The organism is Streptomyces sp. NPDC059861 (genome assembly GCF_042731435.1).
Lineage (GTDB): Bacteria > Actinomycetota > Actinomycetes > Streptomycetales > Streptomycetaceae > Streptomyces.
In genome coordinates, this window is the sequence record NZ_JBHWJQ010000078.1 from 1 (window position 1) to 8,074 (window position 8,074).

5 protein-coding genes are annotated in these 8,074 nt (G+C 69.7%); 3 read left to right on the top strand and 2 right to left on the bottom strand.

Translation table 11 applies throughout. From position 1 onward, the window contains the following. Positions 1-231: 231 nt before the first annotated feature. On the bottom strand, positions 232-1,113 hold the full coding sequence (locus tag ACFV6X_RS35230) for an NAD(P)-dependent oxidoreductase (RefSeq protein WP_385390491.1): 882 nt from the start codon (positions 1,111-1,113) through the stop codon (positions 232-234). A gap of 53 nt (positions 1,114-1,166) precedes the next feature. Beyond that, on the bottom strand, positions 1,167-2,345 hold the full coding sequence (locus tag ACFV6X_RS35235; protein WP_385390492.1) for an acyl-CoA dehydrogenase family protein: 1,179 nt from the start codon (positions 2,343-2,345) through the stop codon (positions 1,167-1,169). A gap of 389 nt (positions 2,346-2,734) precedes the next feature. On the opposite strand from ACFV6X_RS35235, the gene ACFV6X_RS35240 reads away from it, so the two are divergent. The 3 genes from ACFV6X_RS35240 (at position 2,735) to ACFV6X_RS35250 (ending at position 7,808) form a co-directional block, all read left to right on the top strand. Continuing rightward, positions 2,735-4,174 carry a flavin monoamine oxidase family protein gene (locus tag ACFV6X_RS35240; RefSeq protein WP_385390493.1) on the top strand — a complete coding sequence of 480 codons (1,440 nt, stop codon included), beginning with the start codon at positions 2,735-2,737 and terminating at the stop codon, positions 4,172-4,174. 793 nt (positions 4,175-4,967) lie between these two features. Beyond that, the gene (locus ACFV6X_RS35245; RefSeq protein WP_385390495.1) at positions 4,968-7,235 is read left to right on the top strand and encodes a BTAD domain-containing putative transcriptional regulator; all 2,268 of its coding nucleotides are present in this window, start codon (positions 4,968-4,970) and stop codon (positions 7,233-7,235) included. A 228-nt stretch (positions 7,236-7,463) separates the two neighbouring features. After that, on the top strand, positions 7,464-7,808 hold the full coding sequence (locus ACFV6X_RS35250; protein ID WP_385390496.1) for a GNAT family N-acetyltransferase: 345 nt from the start codon (positions 7,464-7,466) through the stop codon (positions 7,806-7,808). Positions 7,809-8,074: the final 266 nt, after the last annotated feature.

An 8,074-nucleotide genomic window follows, 5' to 3' on the forward strand; every position in this document is an offset into this window, starting at 1 on the left:
GGATTCCCTGTCCCGGGCACCGGCCCGCGCGCACACCTCGGCGGACCGGTGCAGACCTCTCGTCCGGGCCGGGCCCGCAAGACAGTGCGGTGCACGGGCGGGGCACCCCTCGGTCCCTACCCGTGCACCGTGCCGCCGGGCGGGCCCGTACGGGGGCCGGGCCCGCCCGGCGAGCCGCCGCCCCGGTATGTGTGCGGTCACACCGGGGCGACGCGGGGGTGACGCCCGCGGTCAGCCCTGCTTGAAGGCCTCGACCAGGCTGGCCAGGCTGTGGGTGCCGTGACCCTGCGCGACACGACGCTCGATGAGCGTCTGGATGGACGCGGAGAAGTCGCTGTTGATGCCGAGCTGCTTGCTCGTGGCGACCAGGTGCTCGATCGCGGCCCGGTTGACGTCGAGGCTGGAGACCTCGGTCTCGAAGCTGCCCGAGTCGATCTCCTGGGCGCTCTGCGGGATCGCCGGGGTGATGACGTGCTCGATCCACGTCAGCGCGAACGGGGTGAAGGCCTCCGCCGAGACACCGGCCGAGTTGACGAGCGCCACGGCGTGGAAGTACCCCGCGAGGCTCGACCACAGCAGCGACAGCAGACCGAGGTCGTAGACCAGCGGAACGCCGGCGTCCTCACCCAGGTACACGTTCGTGCCGGCGAGCAGCTTCAGCAGCTCCTCGTGCTCGCCGAACAGCTCCTGCGAACCGGCGTAGAAGATCAGAGCCTGGGGCAGGCCGATCATCTGCGGGACGGCCATGATGGCGCCGTCGAGGTAGCGCACCCCGTTCTGCTCGGCCCAGCCGGCGAAGGCACGGGCGTCCTCGGGGGTACCCGAGGTGAGGTTGACGACGACCTTGCCCTTCAGCTCGGTGGCCGCACCCGCGACGAGCTCGTTCAGCACCTCGTACGTGGAGACGCACGCCACGACGACCGGGCTGGCCGCGATGGCCTCCTTGATGTCGGGCGCGAAGACCGCGCCCTGCTCGACGAGCGCGTCCGCCTTCCCGGCGGAGCGGTTCCACACCGTGGTGGGGTTCCCGTTCTTCACGAAGGCGGCAGCCAGGGCGGCGCCCATCATGCCCAGACCGAGGACGGTCACCGGACCCTGGTTCGTGTTCGACATTGACTTGCTCCTTATGGTTGTTCGTTGAATCAGCGCCCCCGCAGGGACGGGGTCTAAAGGAAGAGGCTGTCGGGGTCGAGGCCGAGCAGCGTGCGGCCGTGCACCTCGAGACCCATGTTCGGGGCCATCAGGCCATGCCGGGCAAGGCCGTTGAGGTCCCGGTAGAAGCGCTGGAAGTGCGCCTTGCGGGAGAGGGCACCGGCACCGCTGATGGAGTGGAGCGCCTGGAGAGCCTCCTGGGTGAGCAGGATCGCCACGCCGGCCTTGCCGCGAACCTCCGCCTTCTCCTCCCAGGTCGGCTGCACGCCGGCGTCCGCGCGCTCCTGAAGGAGCATCAGGTACGTGTCGGCGAGCGCCTCCGCGGCCTCGATCTTGCCGTGGGCCAGCGCGATCTGAATCTGGGTCAGCGGGTGCTGCGCCTGGTCCGTCACGTTGCTGTACGCCAGCGGCTTGCCCTTGACCGTGGCGACGATCTCCTCGTACGCGGCGCGGGCCATGCCGATGTAGGCGGCCACGGACTCGGCGACGACGAAGCTGATCAGGCTGTAGTCACGGCCCTTGGAACCGGTGACGGCACCTCCGCCGGAGGTCCCGAGGACGGCCTGCTCGAGGGTGACGACCCGGTGGGCGGGAACGAAGAGGTCCGTGGCGCTCGACGTCGAGCTGCCGGTGGCGATGGCGGCCGAGACGTGCCAGTCGTCGGCGATCGTCAGCTCGTCCACCGGCACCATGGCGTAGACCTCTTCGACGGTGCCGTCGGCGTGCTCCAGCTCCGCCGCGAGCAGGTCCCAGTGGGCGCCGCGTACACCGGAGTTGAAGCGCCAGGCGCCGTTGAGGACGTAGCCGCCCTCGGCCGGGACCATCTTCGCGGTCGGCGTGAAGCCGCCGGAGATGCGGACCGAGCCGTCCTTGAAGATCTCCTCCTGCGCCTGGAGGGGGTAGAGGGTGGCCATCCAGGCACTGGAGATCCAGGCCACGGCGACCCAGCCGGTGGATCCGCAGCCCCGGGAGATCTCGGTGAGGATCTCCACCTGCTCCTTCAGCGGGAGGTCCAGGCCACCGAAGCGCTTCGGCACGGCGACACGGAAGACCCCGGCCTTCTCCAGGAGTTCGACGTTCTCCTCGACGATCCAGCGTTGGTCCTCGGACGCCGGACCGTTCGCGCGCAGCGTCGGAACGATCTCCCGCACGGATTTCAGAATGTTCTCGGCTTCGGTCGACCTGACGGCCATTCCAGCTCCTCGGTCAGTATCGGCACGGGTGAAAGGCATGACGCCACCCATGGCCATTTCGGGACGCAGAAAAGCTAGCCGAGGCCGGCCACCTGACAGCCACCAGTGAGTAATCAACCTCCCGTGCTTCGCGGATACGCACGGACAGGTCACTGAATGCTCGCCGGAAGGCTACCGGCAAGCGGTCTTTGGCCGTCCACTGCCGGTCCACCGGAAGGTAACCGGCCTCTCTCGCCCCGGGTTTGTGCGCTGAAACGGACGATTATCGGCCAGTGGGAGAAACCGGATCGTTTTCAGCCAAGCCGCGATTAGGGTCGACTCGCATTCAGTTGTCCACGGCAGCACGTGATTCCTGGACGACCGGCAACTTCGTGCACAAGGGGAGTGGGATGAAAGAGACATCCGTCGGAAGGGCGCACACCTCGCGCCGCGCGATACTCAAGGCCGGGGCCGCCGCGGGCCTGGTGGGCGCCGCAGGAGTCGCCTCGGCCGGAACCGCGTCCGCGGAGGGGGAGACGAAGGCGGGCGCGCGCAGCTATGACGTGATCGTCATCGGCGGTGGCTTCGCCGGTGTGACGGCGGCGCGCGAGCTGAAGAAGCAGGGCAAGCGCACGCTGATCCTCGAAGCCCGCAACCGCGTCGGCGGCCGGGCCTGGTCCAGCACCTTCTCGGGAGTGCCGGTCGAGTTCGGCGCCACCTGGATCCACCCCAGCCAGACCCTGATCTGGAACGAGGTCCAGCGTCTGGGGATCGCCCGGGTGGACGACCCGAACCCCGATTTCACGGTGTTCGCCACCGAGTCCGGCGGCTACGCCCGCCAGGATCTTGCCTTCCTGGAGAACCAGGACGCCCTGCTGCGCAGGTTCGTCGAGGGCGCCGAGCAGTATCTGCCGCGTCCCTACGACCCGTTCTACCGCGAGGACCTGCTGGTCGACCTCGACAAGCTGACCCTCGGCGACCGGGCGCGCCAGCTGCGCCTGACGACGCTGGAGCAGAACTGGGTGAGCGCCACCACCGGTGCCTACGGCGGTGGGTTCGAGCGCGGCTCGCTCACCCAGCTCGCCCACTGGTGGGCGCTGTGCGGCTACAACACCGAGACCTTCCACGGCATCAACGTCACCCGCCCCGTCGGCGGCCTCAGCGGCGTCATCACCAAGATGCTCGCCGAGACCGGTGCCACGATTGTCTACAACGCGCCCGTCTCCAAGGTCGCCGACAACGGCACGCGCGTGCAGGTGACCGCCGGCGGGCTGGTGTACGACGCCGGCTCCGTGGTCGTGGCCGTGCCGGTCAACGTCTGGAACTCCATCAGCTTCACCGCGGGCCTGCCGGCCGAGTTCGGGCGGCTGAGCACCGAGACCGTCGGCGTGCCGACGGCCAAGAAGATCCTCATCCAGGTCCAGGGCGACATCGGCCGCCCGCTCGTGAACGGCAAGAGCGGCGCGCCGCTCGACCTGGTGCTGGCCAACACCGACAAGTCGAGCCAGGGCACGGTGCTGGTCGCCTTCAGCGTCAACCCGAATCTGGACGCCAACAACTTGGCCCAGATCCAGAAGGCCATCAGCGAGGTGCTCCCGGGGACCAAGGTCCTCTCCGTCAAGGGCCACGACTGGGGCAAGGACGCCTATGCCAAGGGAGCCTGGACCTTCCGGCGTCCGGGACAGCTGCTGCGGTCCCTGCGCACGGTTCGCCAGCCGCACGGGCGCCTCGTCTTCGCCGGCAGCGACATCGCCACGGGGTGGGCCGGATACGTGGACGGTGCCATCGAGTCGGGAATCCACGCCGCCGGTGTCGCCGCCAACCTGAGCGGAGCCGGAACCGTCGCGTAGGACCCCGTCACCGGCGCCGTAGCGCCCCTCCACCGCCCGCCGTCGGCCAGGCCCAGCCCTGTGCCCGACGGCGGGCACCTTTCTGCCCGGACCGTATTTCCCCGCGTTTTCGAGAACCCCGGCACCGCCACCCGCGCCGTTTTCTGGATCTTTTCCGCAGGGCTGTTTTCTGTTTCCCGTGTACCAGCGGCATTGAATTACCGTGCCAACGGAAAAGAATTTCCGTGCGGCGGCAGGATGTCGCTCGCGCTGTGGACACCCTGATCGTATACCGATTGGAGGCGGGCGCTTTCTCTCGCTAGGCGATCAAAAATCGACACGAGGGTCTTGGATTTCGCACCCTAAGTCCGGATTGATAAGCTATCTTCCGATATGTGCATACCGACACGCGACACCCTCAAGTGCCGCTGTGTCGAGGGGTCGTGCTGGTAGAACTGTTTCCGTCTGCCCGCGCCGAATCCCTCTCCCGGCACCCCTTGGGCGCATCCAGGTATCCGGCTGAACGATGTGTTAAGACAATCACAAATCGTTGCGGTATCGACGCAAGCCGTTAGTAGCATTGGTTACGCTAATGACGTAGGGGGGGATGTGCTCTACGTCACACATCGAGCACTAGCGGGGAACTATGTGGTTCAGGGTGTTGGGCCCACTAGAGGTCATCACGGGCGAACGCGTGATTCCTCTGGGCGGAAGCAAACAGCGTGCCACACTCGGATACCTACTCCTTCATCCCAATCAAACGATTCCCACCAGCAAACTCTTAGAGGCTCTGTGGAGCGTCGAAGAGGCGCCGATGACCGCCCGCAAGATCCTCCAGAACGCGGTCTGGGGTCTGCGCCGCGCTCTGCTCCCGAGCCGGGACCCGGCCGCTCCGGTGGCACTGCGCACCCGGCCCCCCGGCTACTCGCTCGACGTCCCCCCCGACCGGATCGATGTGCATCTCTTCCACCGCTGGGTCAAGGACGGACGTTCCCGGCTGGAGGCCGGAGCGCCGGACGAGGCGGCCCGGCTGCTGAACGACGCCCTTGAGCTGTGGCGCGGGCCGGCCCTCCTGGACGTCACCGAAGCCGGCCTGACGTGGCCGGAGTTGTCCACCCTGGAGAGCACCCGGCTGGACGTGCTGGAGGACTTCTTCGAGGCCCAGCTCGCCTGCGGACGCCATCAGGTGGTGCTCGGTGATCTGGAGTCGCTGGTGGAGAACGAACCGCTGCGGGAGCGCGCCTGCGGCCAGCTCATGCGCGCTCTGTACCGTTGCGGACGCCAATCGGACGCCCTCGGGGCGTTCAGCCGGCTGCGCAGTCTGCTGGTCGAGGACTTCGGTCTCGAGCCCAGCCGGGAACTCCAGCAGCTCCAGCAGGCGATCCTCAACCACGACCCCGACCTCGCGCTGGTTCAGAGCGGAGCGGCACACTCTTCCAGGCCCGTGGCCTCCGTCACCGCGGAGGAGGTCGTGCCCCTGCCACGCGGTGGTGAGCACGTCCACGAGGGCGGCTTCCCGGCCCTGCCCCAGCCCCAGCCTCAGCCTCGGGCCCAATCGCAGCCCCGGCCCGAGCCCCAGCCCAAGCTCCAAAGGGCGGCGGTCGGCCCGCAGCGCTCGGCCGCGGCACCCCTACGGGCGGTCCCCACGGCGCCGCTCGTCGCCTCGGCCCCGAAGGTCCTGTCCGCCGTTTCCGTCGCGGGCGCAAGCGCCGCCGAGGCCCTGGAACTCACCGAAGGCGCCGACCCGCTGGAGACGACGAGGGCAGCGGATCCGGGCCGGGCCCGCCCCACGGCGGTGACCAGCGCCGTGTCCGGAGCCTCGTCCGCGGTGCGCCGGCCGGCCAGCATCCTGGCCGTGCGGGCCGAACCCGACCCCACCCCGGAGGACTGCGCCGAGATCGACGCCTGGACGGACCGCATGAGCAGTCTCGTCCAGGGTGAGATCGAGGATCACGGCGGAGTGGTGATCTCGTCCCTGTGCGACGTCACCGTCGCCCTGTTCGCGGCCGAAGCCGACGGAGGCGACGAAGCGGAGTGGTCCCTCGGCGCGGTCCGGGCCGCCGACGCGCTGCGCGGTGTCCTTGCCGCTTCGCCGCAGACGCCGGGCGACGGCATCCCGCCGGGCGTGCGCACGAAGCTGCGGGTGTCCGTCGCCACCGGCGAGGTACTGGTCAGCCAGTCCCTCGGCGCGAGTTCGCCGCCCAAGGTCTTCGGCGCGCGGGTGATGAACGAGTCCGGGGCGCTGCTCGAACTGGCCGCCTCCGACCACGCCCACGTCTGCGACCGCACCCGCGAGGAGACGCAGGGGCACTTCTCGTACGCGGAGATCCCCGGCAGCACCCCCACGCGCTGGAAGCTGCTGGGGCGGGTCGAGCCCGCCAAGGACGTGACGGGAGCGGACCAGGACGACTCCCACCTTCGCGAACTGGACCTGCTCCAGGGCGCGATGACCCACAGCAGCCGGTGGTCGCAGCCGCACCTGATCACCGTGCTCGGGAACGCCGAGGAGCGCCGCAGCCGGATGCTGGACGAGCTGCGGATCTTCGCCACCGAGGCGATGGACAGGGCGCAGGTCCTGACCTGGAGCAGACAGGAGGCGGCCGACTCGGGCCCGTTCGGCCTGCACCGCAGGATCATCTCCCAGTACTCCGGGGTGGTGGAGTCCGACCCGCCCTGGGCGGTCCGCAGGAAGATCAGCACCATCGTCGACCGCCTCGAGGCCGCCAAGAGCTGCTCCAACTGGCTGGTGGCCCGGTGCACTTCCCTCTTCGAGAGCGTGAACCGCACCACGGAGTGGCTGACCGCCCAGGAGTGGATGGACGTCTGGCGGTACTTCCTGGAAGCCGCCGCGCAGGACGGCCCGCTGGTCCTGATCGTCGACGACCTGCACCTCGCGGACCAGCCCGCCAGGGAACTCGTCGGTCTCCTGGCCCGGCTTCCCGACATGATCCCGCTCACCGTCATCGTCGGCGCCACCCCGGAACTCGTGCGCCACCCCGACTGGTCGGCGGACCGCCGCCTGGCCACCATCGTGATGCTGGACCGGCCGGACGAGGCCGAATTCGCCTGTTCCACGGCGTGACACCGCACGCCCGACCGCCCGCCCCCTCGGTACAAGGCCGACCGAGGGGGCGTCCGCGTCGGCGGGGGCCGCGGAAAGCGGCGGTCACCTGGTCCACCCGGGGCCTCGTGATCATCGTCGGTTACGCTCAAGTGACGGACTTGGAGGCGAGGGCGCTGACGCCCCGAGCTCCGACCAGGAGCGCAGCCCGCAGGCCGTCAGGGTGTGAACCGTCGAAGAGGAGTGCCCATGAGCGAGACCGAGATCCGCGACGACCGGGCGGCGGGCCGCCTGGAGGCCGTCGGGGACGGCGAGGTCACCGGCCGTATCGAGTACTTCGTGCTCGACGCCCCGAGGCGCGCCCTCGTGCCGGTGCACACCATCGTCGAACCGGCCCACGAGGGGAAGGGCATCGCGGGGGCCCTGGCGCGCGAGCTGTACGCCGTCGCCGCCCGCGAGGGCATTCCCGTCGCCCCGCTCTGCCCGTACGTCGTCAAGTGGGCCGAGCGCCACCCGGACGAGGCCCCCGCCGCCGACCCGGAGCTGCTGGACGCCGCGGAGGCGTGGCTGGCGGCGCATCCCGGACGCTTCTGAGCGAGCCGTCCCTGCCGCACACCTCGCCCCTGCACGCGCCCCCGTCTTCGACGCCCTGCGCGACCAGGACCACGCCGACACGGTCACCGGCGCCGACGCGATCACCTCGCGCAGGTCTCCATGCCGCCCGCCCAGCGGCTGACGTCGGCCACCGTGCCGGTGCTGTCCAGCCCCTGGCCGGAACCGGCGGCGGGGGCGGTCGGCGCGCCGGACGCCTCTCCCGGCCGTCCGGCGCGCCGGACGGCCGGGAGAGGCCGCCTCGGCCA

Bases quoted from the DNA above. Each gene is read 5' to 3' on its own strand.
- ACFV6X_RS35240 (WP_385390493.1), top strand. From the start codon at position 2,735: ATGAAAGAGACATCCGTCGGAAGGGCGCACACCTCGCGCCGCGCGATA.
- ACFV6X_RS35245 (WP_385390495.1), top strand. From the start codon at position 4,968: ATGACCGCCCGCAAGATCCTCCAGAACGCGGTCTGGGGTCTGCGCCGC.
- ACFV6X_RS35230 (WP_385390491.1), bottom strand. From the start codon at position 1,113: ATGTCGAACACGAACCAGGGTCCGGTGACCGTCCTCGGTCTGGGCATG.
- ACFV6X_RS35235 (WP_385390492.1), bottom strand. From the start codon at position 2,345: ATGGCCGTCAGGTCGACCGAAGCCGAGAACATTCTGAAATCCGTGCGG.
- ACFV6X_RS35250 (WP_385390496.1), top strand. From the start codon at position 7,464: ATGAGCGAGACCGAGATCCGCGACGACCGGGCGGCGGGCCGCCTGGAG.